At 68.4% G+C, this 17,625-nt stretch carries 10 protein-coding genes and 3 tRNA genes; 9 read left to right on the top strand and 4 right to left on the bottom strand.

Annotated features, from left to right (window positions below):
* Positions 1 to 91: 91 nt before the first annotated feature.
* Positions 92 to 1,495 (bottom strand): M23 family metallopeptidase, encoded by a 1,404-nt coding sequence (locus tag QM019_RS09565; RefSeq protein WP_282852781.1) that lies wholly within the window; start codon positions 1,493 to 1,495, stop codon positions 92 to 94.
* Between the two features lie 326 nt (positions 1,496 to 1,821).
* Between QM019_RS09565 and QM019_RS09560 the strand changes: the two genes are divergently transcribed.
* The 3 genes from QM019_RS09560 (at position 1,822) to QM019_RS09550 (ending at position 2,160) form a co-directional block, all read left to right on the top strand.
* A tRNA-Glu gene (locus QM019_RS09560) sits at positions 1,822 to 1,894 on the top strand.
* Between the two features lie 58 nt (positions 1,895 to 1,952).
* A tRNA-Asp gene (locus QM019_RS09555) sits at positions 1,953 to 2,026 on the top strand.
* A 61-nt stretch (positions 2,027 to 2,087) separates the two neighbouring features.
* Positions 2,088 to 2,160 (top strand) — tRNA-Phe (locus QM019_RS09550).
* A gap of 60 nt (positions 2,161 to 2,220) precedes the next feature.
* On the opposite strand, the gene QM019_RS09545 is transcribed toward QM019_RS09550, so the two are convergent.
* Positions 2,221 to 4,164: a heavy metal translocating P-type ATPase gene (locus QM019_RS09545; RefSeq protein WP_282852780.1), complete on the bottom strand. Its 1,944-nt coding sequence runs from the start codon at positions 4,162 to 4,164 to the stop codon at positions 2,221 to 2,223.
* Between the two features lie 111 nt (positions 4,165 to 4,275).
* Here QM019_RS09545 and QM019_RS09540 point away from each other — a divergent pair, with 111 nt between their 5' ends.
* Positions 4,276 to 4,983, top strand: a complete 708-nt coding sequence (locus QM019_RS09540) for a lysophospholipid acyltransferase family protein (protein WP_282852779.1) — start codon at positions 4,276 to 4,278, stop codon at positions 4,981 to 4,983.
* Between the two features lie 52 nt (positions 4,984 to 5,035).
* Here QM019_RS09540 and QM019_RS09535 read toward each other — a convergent pair whose 3' ends face one another.
* Positions 5,036 to 5,476 carry a hypothetical protein gene (locus tag QM019_RS09535; protein ID WP_282828615.1) on the bottom strand — a complete coding sequence of 147 codons (441 nt, stop codon included), beginning with the start codon at positions 5,474 to 5,476 and terminating at the stop codon, positions 5,036 to 5,038.
* A 139-nt stretch (positions 5,477 to 5,615) separates the two neighbouring features.
* On the opposite strand from QM019_RS09535, the gene QM019_RS09530 reads away from it, so the two are divergent.
* Positions 5,616 to 6,602 carry a hypothetical protein gene (locus tag QM019_RS09530; RefSeq protein ID WP_282852778.1) on the top strand — a complete coding sequence of 329 codons (987 nt, stop codon included), beginning with the start codon at positions 5,616 to 5,618 and terminating at the stop codon, positions 6,600 to 6,602.
* Between the two features lie 85 nt (positions 6,603 to 6,687).
* Positions 6,688 to 7,185, top strand: a complete 498-nt coding sequence (locus tag QM019_RS09525; RefSeq protein ID WP_282852777.1) for a DinB family protein — start codon at positions 6,688 to 6,690, stop codon at positions 7,183 to 7,185.
* On the opposite strand, the gene QM019_RS09520 is transcribed toward QM019_RS09525, so the two are convergent.
* A complete protein-coding gene (locus tag QM019_RS09520) occupies positions 7,182 to 8,897 on the bottom strand; it encodes a sensor histidine kinase (protein ID WP_282852776.1) in 1,716 nt (571 codons plus the stop codon). The two genes, QM019_RS09525 and QM019_RS09520, sit on opposite strands and share 4 nt — an antisense overlap.
* A 580-nt stretch (positions 8,898 to 9,477) precedes the next feature.
* Here QM019_RS09520 and QM019_RS09515 point away from each other — a divergent pair.
* The 3 genes from QM019_RS09515 to QM019_RS09505 all read left to right on the top strand — a co-directional run bounded on the left by QM019_RS09515 (position 9,478) and on the right by QM019_RS09505 (position 17,553).
* A complete protein-coding gene (locus tag QM019_RS09515) occupies positions 9,478 to 11,904 on the top strand; it encodes a helix-turn-helix transcriptional regulator (protein ID WP_282852775.1) in 2,427 nt (808 codons plus the stop codon).
* Between the two features lie 124 nt (positions 11,905 to 12,028).
* Positions 12,029 to 14,539 (top strand): helix-turn-helix transcriptional regulator, encoded by a 2,511-nt coding sequence (locus QM019_RS09510; RefSeq protein WP_282852774.1) that lies wholly within the window; start codon positions 12,029 to 12,031, stop codon positions 14,537 to 14,539.
* A 401-nt stretch (positions 14,540 to 14,940) separates the two neighbouring features.
* Positions 14,941 to 17,553, top strand: a complete 2,613-nt coding sequence (locus tag QM019_RS09505) for a helix-turn-helix transcriptional regulator (protein ID WP_282852773.1) — start codon at positions 14,941 to 14,943, stop codon at positions 17,551 to 17,553.
* Positions 17,554 to 17,625 lie beyond the last annotated feature (72 nt).

The following is a 17,625-nucleotide window of genomic DNA, read 5'->3' as shown; positions in this document are numbered from 1 at the left end:
ACACCCCGCTCCCCCCGCTCACCCCGGGGGGGCGCGCCCCCGGGGGGGGGCCCGCCCCTCGTCGTTGTGTTGGCCGGCGGCCTCGCTCGGCCTAGTAGTAGATGCCGTGGGAGGCGAGGTAGCTCAGCGGGTCGCTCGCGCCGTTGTTCACCATGAAGTGGAGGTGGCAGCCGGTCGATGGACCGGTGGTGCCGGCGTAGGCGATGATCTGGCCGGCCGCGACGCGCTGGCCGGGGTAGACCATGATGCCGCCGGGCATGATGTGGGCGTTGCCGGTGGTGTTGCCGTCGTCCATCTGGATGTCGACGCGGTTGCCCCAGCCGTCCATCCAGGCCGCGTAGGTGACCGTGCCCGACGTGACCGCGTAGATCGGGGCGCCGCAGGTGCCGCCCGAGACAACGAAGTCGGTGCCGTTGTGGAGCTTCCAGTTGCCGTACACCGGGTGCAGGCGCATGCCGTAGTTGCTCGAGATGTAGGCGTTGTAGCCGAGGGGCGGTGCGTAGCCGCTCGCGCTCGGGGAGGCGCCGCCGCTCTCGGTCGGAGGCGTGCTCGTGCTGCCACCGCTGCTGCCGCCGCTGCTGCTTCCACCGCCGGAGTTGTAGCCCGCCGCGGCTTCTTCGGCGGCGGCTGCCGCTGCGGCCGCGGCTGCTGCGGCCGCCTCTTCGGCGGCCTTCTTCTGCTCGGCTTCGATGCGCTTGCGCTCTTCTTCGCGCAGGCGCTCGCCCTCTTGGTAGTCGGCCTCGACGACGTCGCGGTGCTCCTGCAGCGGGGCGAGCATCGCCTCGAGCTCGGAGCCCTTCTCGGTCTTCTGGTCGCGCTTGTTCTGCAGGTCGAGCTGTGCGTCGACGGCCGCGTCGTAGTCCAACTGCGCCTGCGCCTCGAGGGTTTCGAGCTCCGCGAGAGCGACCTGCGCCTGCTCGCCGAGCTGGTCGGCGTTGTTGCGGGCCGAGATAGCGTTTTCGTAGACGGCGCCGTTCTGGGTGCCGAGCTTTGAGAGCGTTGACATGCCCATGAGGAAGCCGTCGGCGTCGTTCGGGTTTGTGAGCAGTTCGACGGTCGGGTCGACCGGCACGCGGTTCGCGATGGCAGCGACGTACGACGCCGCCTCGGTTTCGGCCTTGTCGGCCTCGGCGGAGGCCTCCTCGGCCTGCTGCTGCAGCGTGTAGACCTTCTCGGACTGCTCGGTCGACGCGGCCTGTGCGGCCGAGTAGGCGTTGCCCGCCTCTTCTGCGACGACCTCAGCCTCGGCGACATCGCTGTTGAGTTGGTCGATCTGGGCGTTGATCTCGTCGATCAGCGCGTTCTGCTGGTCGATGTCGTCCTGGGCGGCGACAACGTCGTCCCAGGTTGCGTAGTCGTCGAGGTCCTTGGCGTTGGCCGCGATCGCGCCGTTGCCAACGAGGCCGATGATGAGCAGTGCGGCCGCGCCGGTTACCAGCCCTGACCGGCCAGCGCGGGCACGGGGGGCCCGGCGGGAGGTCTTGGACGAAAACATTGGTGCCTTTCGTTTGCTGCGCGAAGTGCGCGGGCAATCGGTTCAGGTGCGGGCGTGGTCATGCACATAGCTAGGCATTTGTCGCAGAGGATCACTCAAGTCACACGGTTAACATCCGCCACATTAGTGGCTATGTGACGAATTTGTAACCCTGCATGCGCGTGTTTTCGCGGTTCGGCTGCGGGTTTCGGGTATTCGCGCGAGTGTTGCTTCGCCGGATGCGCGGGGCTCGGGCGTAGGCTCGTGGTGGCTCGGAGAGCGCGATTTGCGTTCGTGCGTGAATGTGCACTAGGCTCTTTCTTCGGCGGTCATGCCGATACAGCTTCGGCCCCATCGTCTAGTGGCCTAGGACACTGGCCTTTCACGCCGGCAACACGGGTTCGAATCCCGTTGGGGTCACGGTGGCGACACCGGGAAAAAGCTGTTAGGTTGAACCGTCTGAAATAATTCAATATGAGGCCCTGTAGCGCAGTTGGTTAGCGTGCCGCCCTGTCACGGCGGAGGTCGCGGGTTCAAGTCCCGTCAGGGTCGCGGAGAAGCGGCGCCCTTGTCGAAAGATGAGGGCGTTTCTCTCAGCGGCGAAAGCTGCTTTGGCTCTGTAGCTCAGTTGGTAGAGCGTTCGACTGAAAATCGAGAGGTCACGGGATCGACGCCCGTCGGAGCCACAGATGCCCCGGGTTCGACACCCGGGGCTTTTTTGTTTCCGTGGTTGGCCGGTCGAAGGATTAGCGTTCGGGCTGTTCATTGGCGGTAGACGGCGCATGGTTGGCCGGAGCGCTCATGGTTGCCGTCGCGGCGTGCGGCTTTGCGGAGTGGCCTGCGCGTTCGCTTCGCGGCCCGATGGCGCGCAGAGCCCCGAGAATTGCGACGAGGTCGACTAGCTCCTGCAGCCAGGCGCCGGCGAGCGCGGGCAGGAACCCGAAGGCGGCGACGAGCATGAGCCCGACGCTGATGACGATGCCGAGCCAGACGCTCTGCAGGGCGATCCGCACGGTGTCCTGGCCGATGCGCACCGCGTGTGCGACACCCGCCAGCGAGTCGAAGCGGTTCACCACATCCGCTGACTCGCTCGCCGCGGTCGCGCCGCGCGCGCCCATCGCGAAGCCGATGTCGGCTGCCGCGAGCACTGGGGCGTCGTTGAGACCGTCACCGACCATGATCAGCGGCCGGGGCGTGACGCCCGCGACGATCTTGACCTTGTCGCGCGGCCGGCACTCGGCGTGCACCTCGTCGATGCCGAGGCTCGCGGCGATGGGCTCGGCCGTGGCAGCGACGTCGCCGGTCACCATGAGCCCGCGCTCGATGCCGAGGGATGCGAGGCGCGCGACGGTCTCGGCCGCTTCGGGGCGCACCTGATCGCGCATGACGAGGGTGCCGACGACCGCGTCGTCGAGAGTGACGTAGATCGCGAGCTCGCCCGAGTCGAGGGCCGCGTTCTCGAGGGCGGGCGCGAACGAGCGCACCCATGCCGGCTTGCCGACGCGCACGGTGCCGCGCCACGGCGCATCCGCGGCGAGGGTGGCGGCGACGCCGTTGGTCGCGACCTCCTCGGCCTGGGCGATGTTCGCGAGCTCGAGTCGGCGCTCGGTGGCCGCGGCGATGACGCCGCCCGCGAGCACGTGCGACGAGTAGACCTCGGCCGATGCCGCGAGGCGCAGCACGTCGTCGGCGCTGAAGCCGGGCGCCGCGTCGATGCGCTCGAGCGACGGGCGCCCGGTCGTGAGCGTGCCCGTCTTGTCGAAGGCGACGGACTTCGCGCGGGCGAGCTGCTCGAGGGTGTCGCCGCCCTTGACGATGAGGCCGAAGCGCGCGGCGCGGCTCATGCCGCCGAGGAACGCGACCGGCGCCGCGATGAGCAGCGGGCAGGGCGTCGCGACGACGAGCACCTCGGCGAAGCGCACCGGGTCGCCCGAGACGGCCCACGCGATGCCGGCGATGACGAGCGCGAGGATCGTGAACGGCACGGCGTAGCGGTCGGCGAGCCGCACCACCTTCGACTTGCTCTGTGAGGCCTCCTCGACGAGTCGCACGATCTGCTGGTACTCGCTGTCGCGCGCGAGGGCGACCGCGCGCATCCGCACCGCGACCGAGCCGTTGACCGCGCCGCTCGAGACGCGCTCGCGGGCCGCGCGAGTGACGGGCAGGCTCTCGCCGGTGAGCGAGGACTCGTCGAAGACGGCCCGCTCGTCGAGCAGGGCGGCGTCGACCGGCACGAGCGCGCCGGGGCGCACGAGCAGTTCGTCGTCGATCTTGATGGCGTCAACCGGGAGTTCTTCGGTGGTGCCGTCGGGGTGGATGCGCACCGCCGTCTGCGGCGCCTGCTGCAGTAGTGCGGTGAGCTCGCGCTTCGAGCGGTTTGAGGCGTAATCCTCGAGCGCGGCGCCGCCCGTGAGCATGAGCACGACGATGAGCGCGGCCCAGACCTCGCCCACGAGCACGGCCGCGGTGATCGAGGTGACCGCGAGGATGTCGAGGCCCGCGTGGCCGCGCAGCAGCTCGCGGACCATGCCGACGGCCTCCCACGCGGCGATTCCGATTGCGTAGGCGCCGATGAGCGACGGTGCGACGCTGCTCGCGGGGGTCGCGAGCAGCGTCAGGCCGACGATGCCGACCGCGATGGTCGCGGCGACGAGCGGATAGGACCTGAGGGCGGCGCGGACGTTGTTCATGCCCTAATTATCGTAAAAATACCTGATCATCGCTAGGAATGTGAGGCTTACCTCAGTCGTCGTGGTCCGTGTTGTGCGGGTGCTGAGTTCGGCCGCGCGTACGCTCGAGGAGTGACCACCGACGCCGCGCCAGAACCCGCCCGAAAGCCGGGCATCGTCTACTACGTCGGGCGGGCCGTGCTGCGGCCGCTGCTGTGGCTTGTGTATCGGCCGCGGGTGCGCGGGCGCCGGAACGTGCCGAAGCAGGGGCCGGTGTTGCTCGCGAGCAATCATCAGTCGGCGTGGGACACGATCTTGATTCCGGTGTCGGCGCCGCGGCCCGTGCAGTTCTTGACGAAGTCGGCCCTGTTCACGGGCTCGGGCCTCAAGGGCAAGCTTGGCCGGTGGTTCTTCACCTCGATCGGCGGCGTGCCCGTCGTGCGTGCCGCGGGGCGCGACGCGCGGGCGGCGCTCGACGCGGGCAGCCGCATCCTGCGGGCCGGCAGTGCGTTCTGCGTGTTTCCGGAGGGCACGCGCTCGCGTGATGGCCGCCTGCACAAGGGCCACAGCGGCGCCGCCTGGATGGCGCTCGACACGCACGCGCAGGTCGTGCCGGTCGGCATCATCGGGGCCGAGGGGATGCGCGCCTTTCGCCACTTCGGTCGCGGCCGGCGCGTCGAGGTGCGCTTCGGTGCGCCCCTCGACCTCAGTGGCCTCGCCGAGTTGCCCGGCGGCCGCGCCCGCACCGAAGCGACCGAGCGCATCATGGCTGCGATCGCTCAGCTCACCGGGCAAGAACGCTCGGATGCGGTAAACGCGACCTCGCGCGACGCCCGGTAGCGCTGGGTGCCGGGCCGCGCATCTGCTTGGCTCGAGCTACGCTCGCGGCGGGCTACTTGCCGACGGCCTTGCGAATGAGGGCGCGCAGCTGCTGCTCGATCTCGTCGTCGATCTCGAGCGCCGCGTACGAGGTCGGCCAGAACTTGCCGACGTCGAGCTGGGCGTTCTGCTGGAACCCGATGGTGGGGTAGCGCGTGTTGAACTTCGATGCCGGCTGCAGGAACACGAGCACATCGCCGTCGTCGGCATACGACGGGAAGCCGTACCAGGTCTTCGGGTCGAGCTCGGGCGCCTCCTCGCTCACGATGACGTGCAGCCGCTCGGCGACCTGCTTGTCGGCGCCGGTCAGCGCGTCGATCGCGTCGAGGCAGGCCTGATACTCGCGCTCGCGCTTCGCCGCGCCCTTCACGCCCTTCTGCGCGCGGAGCTCCTCGGCGCGCTGCTTCATTGCGGCGCGTTCGGCTTCGCTGAAACCCGATTTGTTCTCGGCCATGACTGACTCCTTCGTCGTACGGAACCCTGCGATTGTCGCACTCGGTGCTGAGGAGCGCAGCATGACGACGACCGTCGGGAAGCGGCAAAGCGGGCGGAAATCAGGGACACTAGGACTCGTACTTGAGGAGGGGGTGCGCATGACCGAGCCAACCGCAGACGACCCGCAGCGGCTGACGCGTCGCGCGCCCACCGAAGCGCCCACCCCGGATGCGCCGGTCGAGACGCCCGCGCCGGCGACGGATGCGGCGGAATCGCCCGCCGCTGGCGATGCCCCCGAGGCCGCGGCTCAGGTCGATTCGGCGGAGGTGGCCGAGTCCGCCGAAGCCGCCGAGCCCGCCGAGCAAGCCGAGCCCGCAGAGCCCGCAGAGCCCGCTGAGCCAACCGAAGCGGCCGAGCCTGCCGAACCGGCAACGCCGTCGGCGCCGGCGAGCACCGCATCCGGCAAGAACAAGGTGATCGCGGCAGGCGATCTCGCGAGCAGCGGCCCCTCGGTCGAGGAAGGCATCACGATCGCCCAGGCGGCGGCGCGGCTCGAGATGAAGAACCACATCCTCATGGACATCCTCGGTTCGGGTGGGGAGTTCTCGCGCAAGCGCTACCTGCGCGAGGCGATGCAGATCCTCACCGACCTCGCCGACGAGAGCGACAACGAGGTGGCGTACCTCGATCAGATGATCAAGCGCGCCCGAAGCCTCGGCTTCAAGTCGACAGGGATGCACGACTATCGACGCGGCGACATCGCGAATCTCAAGCATCGCAAGGAGAACGCCGAGACCGTCGCGGCCGACCTCCGGCGCCGGTCGACCGATGAAGGCACGCTGAACACGCTCGTCTCGGTCGCGCAGCAGGCCGCGTGGCGCGAGGTGGCGCGCAACATCGAGTTCAACCTCGACTCCGAGTTCGCGCAGGTGCCCGTGGGCGTCGACGAGCCGGGGGAGCGGGCCGACCGCATCTCCGAAGTGATTCGCCTCGATTTGCCGCGCCTCGAGCGCGACCAGAAGCGGATCCAGCGACGCGCTCGCGCCCAGGCCGCCGAGGCCGAGCGCAAGGACGCCGCCGAGCCGAAGTCGAAGTCGAAGTCGAAGGGCATTCGCGGCCTCCTCAAGGGCCTCCGCCGCCGCTAATCCGCGCCCGCATCGCCCACGAGCCATGGGTGTTGCGCTTGGGGCGGTCAGCGAGCGCGTGCGCACCGGGAGTAGGGTGGCGCGCATGAACGGTATCGACGTACTCCGTGACCTCGCCACCCGACCTCGCGATGCGCTGCTCGTACTCCGCGCGAAGCTCACCGACGAGGTGCTCAACTCGCATCCTGCCGGGCACGATAACTCGCCGGCCTGGCTCATCTGGCACGCCGGCCGCGAGATCGACGCGCAGCTCGCGCCCCTCGCGGGCACGGATGAGGTCTGGGCGCGGTTCCGCGAGCAACTCGCGCTCGGCGAACTCGGCGATACGAGCGGCTACGGCCATACCGCCGAGCAGGCGCGCAGCATCGTCGTGCACGACGCCGCGCCGCTACTCGACTACTTCGTCGCGACGACGGATGCCTTGCTCGCCTACCTCGGCACGCTCGGCGACGCGGATCTTGACGACGTCATCGACACGAACTGGACCCCACCGGTCACCCGAGGTGCCCGGCTCGTGAGCATCATCGACGATGCCGCGCAGCACATCGGACAGGCCGCGTACGCGGTGGGCGGGCAAAGCTAGCTAGTCGACTCTGGCCGCGCTCGCGGCAGCCAGACCGTCATGGTCGTGCCGACGCCGACCTCGGAGGTCGCGCGGATCGTGCCGCCGTGTGCCGTGACGATCCGGTCGACGATTGAGAGGCCGACGCCAGAACTTCGCTCAGCGTCGTCACCTGGCTGGCTGCCCCGGATGAATGGCGTGAACAGCTGCGTCACCTCGTCGGGAGGCATGCCGGGCCCATGGTCGATGACACGCAGGGTCACCCCCGTCGGGTTCGTATCGAGCACGACCTCGGCGAGACCCCTGTCGCCGCCGTACGCGATCGCGTTGCTGAGCAGCGCATCGAGCACCTGCGCGATGCGCTGCTTGTCGGCGAAGACGAGCAACTCCTCGGGCGCGACCAGCCGCAGCTTCGTGCCGCGAAGTGCCGCGGCCGTGCGCAGCGACTCCATGACGCGTCGCGAGAAGCCGACGAGCTCAAACTCGCGGCGCGAGATATGGAGTTCCCCGCGCCGCGCCTGCTGCTCGATCAGGAGGTCATCGATGAGCTTGAGCACCTGCTCGGCCTGGCGCTGCACCACGTCGAGATAGCCCGGCACGGGGGTCTCGTGCACCGCCTCGGTGAGTTCGTCGCGCGTTAAGTTCGCGGCGGCCTCGCGCAGCTGCTCGACCTCGTCCTGCGTGATGTCGACGTAGCCGAGAATCGAATTGAGCGGCGCCCGCACCTCACTCGAGAGCCCCGCGACAAACTCGTCGCGCTGCCGCAGCAGCTGCTTCATGGCGGTGACATCGGCCGCGACCACAATGATGTGCCCTTCCAGCTGCCCCGCATCGCTGAGCGGGTAGGCGCTGACCGAGAACGCCTTCTGTGGGCCGCTGGGCTCGCCGACGAGAATGAGCTGGTTGCGCACGGTCTCGCCGCGCATGGCCCGGCGGATGGGGTTCTGGCTGAGTTTGTATGGCGTCACGCCGTCGGGCAGGTAGCCGCCGATGCTCGCGATCGCGCGCAGGCTGCCGTCGCTGTTCGTCGCATACTCCCTGATGAGCCGGTTGCCCGCCTCGTTGCGTACCACCGTCTCGCCGTCGGCATCGATGAGGTTGACGGCGATGTCGATGTTGTTCAGCGTGCGGTGCAGCAGCTCCCGCGAATGCTGGCTCTCCTCGGTGAGGCGCGACTGTTCGGCGAGTAGGGCGAGCAAGCGCGCATCCATGCCGAGCAGCAGGCCGCCGACCACCACCACGGTGATTGGCAGCACCGCCACGACGATGAGCTGCGCCGTGTCGAAGCCAAAGGTCGACGCGAACACCGATGGGATGGTGATTGAGCAGATCACCAGCACGAGTGAGGCCCACAAGCCGCGCCACCTGTATGTCAGCACGAGCCAGGTCGCTGGAAAGAATACGAGCGGCGACAGGGCGGCGCCCTCGGGCAGGGCGCCGAACCGGCTCAGGCCGAGCGCGACGAAGTCGAGTAGCGCGATGATGAGCACGCTGCGGGTGGCCTGCGGGAGTCTCCACTCGAACGTCGCGAGCAGGGTCGCGAGCACCAACACCACGGCACCGGCCGCCGTGCACACGACGCTGTTGTGCGAGTCGCCGTCGAGCAGGTACGCGATGTCGGCGATGAGGAGCACGACCGCGAACGCGCCCTGGGTGGCGATTGCGAAGGGGCGGGGCTTTGCGGCGACGAATCCGTCATGGAAGAACGCCGACGCGGCGTCACGGATGCTCATGACGGGTGACCGGAGAAGGGGACGGACAACGTTGGCGCTCCATTGCTTGGCGTAGGCGCCGGGGTCGGCGGGTGGTTTCTGGACTGGCGTCAACAACTCGGCGACGGGAGCGTTGAACGCCGTTCGTTCTTTAGTTTGTGCGCGCGTGCTGAATAAAGAACTAAAACATGCATACTAAATCGATTAATAACACTGCGCTGATCGGGGGTTCCGCTCGGATCATATGCGGCTTCATCGTGAAATGAGGCCTTTCGGTGGGGTGATCGGCGGGGGTGAAGTACATGTCGTATGCATAGATATCGCGAGGGGGTGGGGAGATAGTGGTAATGGGCTTGGACGAGGGCCCGACGGGGGAAGAACACCCAGCTGACGAACTCGTCACGTAGGCGAGCCGAGAAAACTTGCCTTCGCGCTTGAACTCAACAAGGACGGTTGGCTCGGTGTGCTCCGGGTCTGATGCAGGAGGTGACCAACGCTGGTCTGACACCTCCGGGGACGTGAATTGCGAATGCCTGAAAATCGATCGTGGCTTGAACCCACCAAGTTGGTGCGTCGACGTTTTGCTCCTATCTGGAACGCCTTGCCACAGCTTACGGTGCTGGCGACCCTTCTCGGCTGGGGTCGCACTACCTGGATTCAGCAGTGCGACGCGCACATTCGCCAGGAACAGCCAGAGGTCGCCACCGAATGGGCCTACACCCGCGCCCAGCTCGTCGAACTCCTGCGCCAGCCACAGGGCGAACAGCCCCGCGTAATCCTTGCCGACGCGCTGCTCAGCGCGGCCGACGATGCGCTCTGGCCCGTCATCACCGACGCGCTTGCCGAGAACCCGCAGGTTCGCCTCGTCATTTCGAGCGTCGACGTGCCCCGGGCCGAGCTGATCGACCACCTCGACTACCTCGTGCTCACCGAACGCGACCTCGCGTTCACCCGCACCGAGGTGCGCGAATACGTCGAGCTCACGACCGGCAGCAACCACGAGGCCCTCGCGATCGCGGTGTCCGACGGGCTGCGCGGCATGATCGAACTCATCTCGCGCCGCCTTCGCGCCCACCTCGACCAGCAGGACCGCCTCGGTTGGGGCATCGCCGAGAGCTCGCCGGAGGTGCACGCGCTCAACCTCATTCGCCGACCAGTCGGGGTGACGCTGCCGAAGCTCAGCAAGACCTGGCAGATCCTGCAGCGGGTGAAGGAGCTGCGCGCGTTCTCGGCAATGCAGCTGCACACGCACCTCGACGGCAGCGAACTCGCCGACGGCATCGACCTCGACGAGATCTTCATTCGCTTCCGCAACTTCCCGTTCTTCACCGTCGAGAACGACATCGACACCGGCGACGAGTTGCTCGTCTGGCAGCACGCCGCGTGGCAGCAGGTCGGCGCCGAGGTGCCCGAGGAGGTGCGGCGCGAGCAGCTCGAGACGGGCCTCACGACCATTCGGCGCTCGGGCGGCATCGTCGCGCAGACCTATTATCTTGTCGCGCTCGAGCGCTTCGACGAGGCCAACCGCATCGTCACGCACAACTACCAGCACTTCATCGCGGGGCTCGACGCGGTCACAGCGGCGGTCATCGGCGACGCGACGCTGCATGCCAACATCCACCCGGCGCTCGCGGTGCTGCAGGCCGACATTCGCATCCGCAGCGGCCTCGCCGAGCGCGACCTGCGCGAACCCCTCGACCAGGCGCTCAACGCCCTGCGCGCCGTCACGGCGGCGGATGTCGAGAGCGAGTTCGCGCGCACCGCGCTGCTCGCGCACACCTCGGCCTTCGTCGGCGACCGGCCGCGCGTGCTGCGCTACCTCGAGTACGCCTCCGAACTCAGCGGCGGCCTGCGCAGCCGCTTCGACCAGATGTCGACCCGCACGCGCTCGCGGCTGGCCGAGCACCACACCCTGCTCGTCAAGGTCGCGATGCAGGTCGACGACCTCGCCCGCGCGCTCCGCATCGCCCGCGAGGCGGTGCGCCTGAGCAACCCCGGCGACATGGGGCACGTCGGCCGCACGCGCGACGTTGCGAACCTCGAGGATGCGGTCGGCATGCGCTCGCTCGCCGGCAGCGTCAGCCCGCATCAGGACGGTATGTACGGCGCCTCGGTCTCGGTGCGCTTCATCGAGGAGGGCGACGACGCGGCCGCGATTGACTTCCTCCAGACCCTGCAGGCCCTGCGCATCCGCACCGCCTCGCGCTCGGCGATCGACGCGCACATCCTGCTTGTGCGCGCGCTCGCCGCGCCGGCCGAGCTCTCGGTGCGCGACGTGCTGCAGCCGATCGAACGCAGCTCCGAACTCTGGCGCACGGGCGTGCCGAGCACCTACCTCTCATTCGCCGTGCTGCTGGCCGCCGCGTCGCGCAATCGCCAAGACGAGGGCACCGAAATCGTCGCGCGCATCGCGAAGTCGCGCGACCCATTCGCCCGGCTGACACGGATGCTCTGGGCCCAGTGGAACGGCAACTTCGTCGAATCGCTCGGCGAGGCGAGCCACGCCGGCTTCGAAGGCCTGCCTCGATTCGCGGTGCTGCAACGCGTGCTTGTCGCGGTCTCGCAACTGCGGCTCGAGGATGCGCAGGGCTGTGTGCAGGAGCTCTGCAGCGCCTGGGGCGAGTTCGAGGCGCCGAGGCTGGTGCGTTTCGCGCTGCGGTTTATTCCGCAGGACGTCTTCGACGAATTGTTCGGGATGCGCGACGACCTGCCCTCGGGGCTCGCTCGCGTGCTCGAGGAGTCGGCCGGCGACAAGCGGAACATCTCGTGGAAGACGGTCTCGGCGCTGTCGCGCAGCGAGATTGAGGTCGTGCGCCTGCTGAGCCATGGCCTCAAGAACCAGGAGATCGCGGAGGCCCGGCACGTCACCTTCGGCACGGTGCGCACGCAGCTCAAGAGCATCTACCGCAAGCTCGGGGTGAGCGACCGCACTGGCGCCCTCGCCGAGGCTCGCGCCCACGGCCTGATTTCGCCGGCGGGTGGCACCGGCACCGAAGTGTTCGCGAGAAAGGTCGCCGCCGACAAGTAGACCGCCGTAACCCCGTGACGTTTCACACTGTTCGATGTCGGAGGTCGGGGGCATAATGAGGGCAATTCCAGCCAGCGCGGCCTCGCGCCGGGCTCCCGACGCTCGTAGAGAGGGTGTCGAATAGGTGGTTTCGCCCGAATCGATGTGGAGCGAACAGCGATTGCTCGTTCGTGGCCGCTTCGCGCCCATTTGGCGCGATCTGCCTCAGCTCACCCTGCTCACCGCGTTTCACGGCTGGGGTCGCTCGGTGTGGCTGCAGCAGTGCCTCGAGTACGTCGACGCGAACGTGCCCGGGGCGAGAGTCGAGCAGGCTGTGACCCGAACGCAGTTCGCGCGGCTGCTTGGCGCGCGTGACGACGCCGAGCAGCGCATCCTCGTCGCCGATGGCCTCGTGAACTCGGTCCACGACGAGCTCTGGCCGAAGATCGCCGAGCACCTACGCGCCGACCCGACCCTGCACGTCGTGATTACGAGCATCGACGTGCCGCCGCTCGACGCGTTCTCGGACATTGAGGTGCTGCGGCTCTCGTCGCGGCAGCTCGCGTTTACGAAGTCCGAGACCGAGGCCTACGTCGAGCTCGTCGCCGGCCCGGGGCACGGGGCCCTCGCCGAACTCGTCGGCGACGGCTCGAAGGGGCACCCGGCGATCATCGCGCGGCAGCTGCGCAACCGCCTCACTCGCTCGCTCAACGGCATGTGGGACGCCTCCGAGCATCCTCCCGAGGTACACGCCTTCGCGCTCACGAGCCGCAACACCGACATCGCGCCCCCGAGCGACAGCTGCCTCTGGCGAGTGCTGCGCATCGCCCGCGAACTGCGCTCGTTCTCGGCCCTGCAGCTGCAGCTGCACCTGCAGGGCCGGGTCGACTGCAGCTGTGTCGACGATACCGAGGCCTTTGAGCAGTTTCGCCACCAGCCGTTCTTCACGCGCGTGCTCGACTTCGAGTTTGGCGAGGAGCGCATCGCCTGGGTGCCGTCGGTCTGGCGACAAGTGCAGTACGAAACCACTGAGGTGCAGCGCACGAGCAATAATTTGCGCGCCCTCGAGACCGCCCGGAGGCACGGACGCCTCACCGATCAGCTGTTCTACCTGCTGTGCCTCGAGCGGGTTGACGAAGCCGACCGTCACGTCGACGACAATTACCAGCAGCTGATGCAGGTGCTCGACTCGGCCACGGCGGCGCTCGTGAGTGACCTCACCGTCGTGCCCCGGCGCACGCCGTCGCTCGCGATCCTGCAAGCCGAGGTGCGCATCAGCGATGGCGCGACGCCGAGCGACGTGCGTGAGCTGCTCGAGGGAGCACACGCGGCGCTGCTCGCTTCGTCGACGAGCGGCCTGCACGAGCAGATGACGCGGGCGACCATGCTCGCGTATTCCGCGACGTTCCTCGGCGACCGGCCGCGCGCGCGGCGGTACCTCGCGCGCATCCGCGACGTCGTCAACGGCCCGCTCGGCCGGGCGCTGCAGCGGGCGCCGCGCGAGATTCGTTCGCAGACATCGAACCAGCTCGGCCTGCTGGTGTGGGCGGCGATGCTCAACGACGAGCCCGAGCTTGCGCTGAAGTTCGGCCGTGACACCCTGCTCTACGGCAGCGACGCCGACCGCTCGCAGGCGCAACGCCGAGACACGCTCGCGAGCATCGAAGACTTCTTTGGGCTGCGCGCGATCGGCGCGCGCAGCACGCCGGCGCTCAGCGCGGGTGTGCTCGGCCACGCGGTGCCGCTGCGGCTCATCGACGAGGGGCAGGATGCCGCGGCCATCGCCTACCTCGCGGCGCCGATGGCCGTGCGGGTCGCGACGGCGGCGCTCGTGTCGATGGACACCATGGTGCTGTTCGTGCGCGGCATCGCCCAGCCCGAGGCGCTGACCTCGCGCGAGGTGCACGAATCGCTCGAGCGGGCGGGTGCGCTCTGGGGCGCCGCGGCGCCGAGCACGATGCTCGCCTTCGCCGCGTTTGGCGCATTCGCGAACCTTGGCGACCGCGAGTCGGCCGCCGCGCTGGTCGCACGGCTCGCCGATCAACACGACATCTTCGCGCGGATCGTGCGCTCGCTCTGGTCGATGTGGAACGGCGACTTCGTGGCCGCGACGGTCGAGCTCACCCCCGAGACGCTCGGTGAGCTGCCGCGCATTGCCGTGCTCGGCCGCGTGCTGCTCGCCGTGGTAGCGCTGCGCACGGGACCGCCGCAGCAGGCGGCGCAACACCTGCGCGCCGCGTGGGCACTGGTCGAAGCGCCGCCGCTGCTGCGCTTCGGGCTGCGGCACGTGCCGCAAGCCGTGGTCGATGAGTTGTCGCTGCTCGGCGCCGAGCTGGAGCCGGGGTTGCGGGATGCCCTTGAACAGGCGCGCGGCGATGCCCGGCACGTTCGCTGGCAGGCACCGGTGCAGCTCACTCGCAGCGAGACCGAGGTGCTGCACCTGTTGGTGCGTGGCTTCAAGAACACCGAGATCGCGACCCATCGACACGTTTCAATCGACACCGTGCGGTCGCAGCTCAAGAGCCTGTACCGCAAGCTCGAGGTGACGAACCGCGACGAGGCGATCGAGGCATCCCATCGCCTGCGGCTGCTGCCGCACGAGGGTGGCGGCGGGGCGACCGATTCCTACCCCCGCCAGACCGCTGCCGACCGCTGACCCCCGCCCTGCAGGTCAAGGAAATACGCCTGACCCCCGCCCTGCAGGTCATAGGGGTGAACAAAAATGCAGGGGGGATACGCGGCAGGGTGAAAATGTAAAGTATTCACCGAAATACGCTGTTTAAATACGTGTCAACCGGGGTATAACTGGTGAAGATGGAACAGCGCACGACGGCTCAGCGGCAACGCTCGTCGACCTGATCCATACGGCAGCTCGGCGGTTCGCCGCTCCTCAGCATGCCGTGTCGGAGGCCGAACCTACGGTCGTATCGCGGTGGGTACACCGCGCACGATCCGAGTCGGTCACACCCCAGCGCCGTGGAAGCGGTGCAAACATGGCACACCTGCGCCCAAGCAGGTGAAGAGCGACACCCATCTCGAAATGAGCGTGAGATCCAGTTGCCCGCATCTATTTGGAAGTCCGTCCCCACCCTCGTTCGCACGAGGTTTGCACCTATTTGGGACGAACTGCCGCAGCTCACCGTCGTGTCGGTGTTTCCTGGTTGGGGAGCCACGGTGTGGCTCGAACAGTGTGTCGCCCACCTCGCCGAGCACGAACCGACCACCCGCATCGTCGAGACGGTGACCCGGGCGCAGTTTCGGCGTCACCTAGATGAGGTGGATGCGGCTGAGCCGCTCGTGCTCGTCGCCGACTCGCTCGTCAACGCGGTCGACGACAATCTGTGGCCGCGCATCCTCGCCGCACTCGAGGCGAACCCGCGCCTGCGGGTGGTGATGACGAGCGTCGATACCCCGCCTTTCGAGCAGCTCTACGACATCGACGTCATTGCCCTGGCCGAGCGCGACCTCGCGTTTACCGACGACGAGGTCGAGCAGCTCGTCGAGCTCACGACCGGCCGTGCGCAGCCCGCCCTCGCGACCCGCGTTGGTGAGGGCACGTACGGGCATCCGATGCTCGTGACCCGACAGTTGCAGGTGCGGCTGGGTCAGCAGTTCGGTGCCTCGTGGCGCATCGCTGAGACGTCGCCACTCGTGTTCGCGCTCGAGCGTTCGGGCCGGCGCTCCGCGGGAGTGGCCGCGCGCCCGGGCAAGATCTGGCAGGTGCTCCACGGCGCTCGCTCGCTGCGGTCGTTCTCGGCGAGCCAATTGCAGACGCACTTTCAACATGATGAGGATCTCGCCGCCTCGGACTTCGCCGAGATGTTTCACCGGTTTCGCTACCTGCCGTTTCTCGAGCGCTCGATCGACTTCGAGCTTGGCGAGGAGCGGCTCATGTGGGCGGCGAACGTCTGGCAGGCGTGGCTGCACGAGCTCACCGACGACGAGCAGACGGCGATGTTCGAGCGCGGGCTCGCCACGGCGCGCGCCCACGGCCGGCTTACGGGCGAGCTGCACTACCTGATGTCGCTCGGTCGGCTCGCCGAGGCCGACGCGCTCGTCGCCGGCAACTATCAGCAGATCCTGCAGGTGATCGACGACGTGCAGGCCTCGTACATTGTCGAGGCGGTGATCGACCCGCACGAGTCGCCCGCCCTGACGATCATGCAGAACGAGGTGCGGTGGGCCAACGGCACGCCGATTCGTGAACTGCTGCCGAGGGCGCGCGCCGCGCACGCCGCCCTGCGCGACCGCACCGCGCGCACGCCGCAGGACGAGCTCGACCGCGCCAGCATGCTCGCCTACACGGCACTGTTCCTCGGCGAGCGTGAGCGCACCGTGCGCTATCTCGCGTATGTGCTCGAGCTGTCGGCCGGGCCCCTCGGCGAGGCGCTGCAGGGCAGCGAACAGGCGGCGCGATCCCGCGCGGCGAGCCACTTCGGCCTGCTGCTGTGGGTCGCCGTCATGACCGACCAGATGACGACGGCGCTGCGCCTTGGCGAGCAGGCGCTGCGGTACGGCACGAGGTCAGACCGTGCGCATCCGCAACGGGAAGACTCGCTCGCCGCGGTCGAGGACTTCCTCGGCCTGCGGCAACTCGGCGAAAACGCGCTGCCTGCGGGGCACGGCGTCGTGGGGCACACCCTCGCGCTGCGGCTCGTTGAGGAAGGTCGCGATGCCGAGGCCATCGAGGTGCTCGATGCGCCGTTCTTTGTACGCATCGCGGCGGCAGCCGCCAGTTCGTTACAGACGTTCAACATGCTCGTGCGCGGCCCCGCTGCACCTGAGAGCCTGAGCGAGCGCGACGTGCAGCAGGCGCTCAAGAACAGCGAAGAGGTCTGGGCCGACGGCTACCCCAGCACGATGAGCGCCTTCGCCGCGCTCACGGTGTATCTCAACCAGGGCAATCGCACGGCCGCCTCGGCGCTGGTCGAGCGGGTGCGCGACGCCGACGATTACCTCGCAAACACGATGCGCACGATCTGGGATCAGTGGCAGGGCGAGTTCGAGGCGTCGCTCGCGTGGGCTCAGCCCGAAACCCTCGGCGAGATTCCGCGCTTCAGCATCCTCGTGCGCGTGCTGCATGCGGCCGCACAGCTTCGCCTCCAGCGCGAGACGCCGGCGGTGCGCGGCCTCAACGCGATGTGGCGCGAGTTCGAATCGGCGCCGCTGCTGCGCTGGTCGCTGCGCTACCTGCCCCGCGCGAGCGTCGAGGCGATGCTTGAGCTTGAGGATCCGCTCGACGACGCGGTTGTCGCGGTGCTGCGCGCCTCGCTCGGCGATGCGCACCACGTCGAGTGGTACGAGACTTTCGCGCTGACGCGCAGCGAGATCGAGGTGCTCGAGCTGCTCGATCGGGGCTTCAAGAACACCGAGGTGGCGAACGAGCGGCACGTGACGATCGCGACGGTGCGCTCGCAGCTCAAGAGCATTTACCGCAAGCTCGGGGCCGCGGGGCGGGCCGAGGCACTCGAGATCGCGCACCGCAATCAGCTACTGGGGCGTGACGCAGAGCCGGGGGAGTCTAGTGACATCGCCTCGCAATCGACGCGGTCGGTTCCTCGCGGTGGCGATCGCGACGCTTCTGGGGTGACGCCGATAGGTGACGCCGGCGCCCGAGGTGGTGGCGGCGGCCAGGATGCGTTCCCGCGGTCGACGGCTGCCGACAAATAGGCGATTCCTCTCGCATTCGGTGCGGGTGACCCAGTTCGAGGTCACCCGCACCGCCCCGTTTCCGCGCGATTG

It is taken from the genome of Gulosibacter sediminis (genome assembly GCF_030011715.1).
Classification (GTDB): Bacteria; Actinomycetota; Actinomycetes; order Actinomycetales; family Microbacteriaceae; genus Gulosibacter; species Gulosibacter sediminis.
The sequence above is the reverse complement of the archived record's forward strand: the minus strand, read 5'-3'. Positions and strand labels throughout refer to the sequence as shown.